This window comes from Pseudidiomarina sp. WS423, from assembly GCF_050750165.1.
Classification (GTDB): Bacteria; Pseudomonadota; Gammaproteobacteria; order Enterobacterales; family Alteromonadaceae; genus Pseudidiomarina; species Pseudidiomarina fusca.
The window spans coordinates 1-519 of the sequence record NZ_JBOJLN010000059.1 but is presented as its reverse complement, the minus strand read 5'-3'; the positions used below and the strand labels follow the sequence as shown (position 1 = coordinate 519).

At 43.7% G+C, this 519-nt stretch carries 1 protein-coding gene; it reads right to left on the bottom strand.

Annotation, left to right across the window (positions count from 1 at the left end; all coding sequences use genetic code 11):
• Positions 1-71: 71 nt before the first annotated feature.
• Positions 72-519 (bottom strand): hypothetical protein (locus tag ACQ661_RS12770; RefSeq protein WP_431668598.1); only part of this gene is annotated, 448 nt, incomplete at its 5' end.

Genomic DNA, 519 nt, shown 5'->3' with positions numbered 1-519 from the left:
CATAACGCCCCGCGCATGCGCGCGAACGTGTGAGCGTCGCAGGGGCCGCAGGCCCCGAATGACGCGGATTGTTAGGTGCAAACGAGCGTTGCAACATCACTAATGCCATTGCTTAACCCCTTTAGCTCCTGAATAAAGTTATCTAAAAGGGCTGGCTCGGTTTTTAAGTACATTTTCGCCTCGCTTGCCTCTTCCTGTCCCTTGAACTCAAAGTATTCAGATTGCTGATGAGTTGCTATGTACAAAGCCCCCGGCTTAGGAAAGTGAAGCCTCGCAGAAAAAGCACCGTTGGCGTATTCACGACCAAACTGACCCAGCAATATGTCTTTTAAACCACCGTAATAATGGTTTTTAAAGACATTAAGTGCGTTTACCAACTCTAAAATTTGATGACTGCCAACATAAACTTTATTAGTAAATATCGATTTACCATTACAGACAGAAATTTTCAATTCGATCAGATCATCATCAAACCATACTTTTTCTAAAGAAATCTCAGGTTTCAATGCTGCTCCTTGC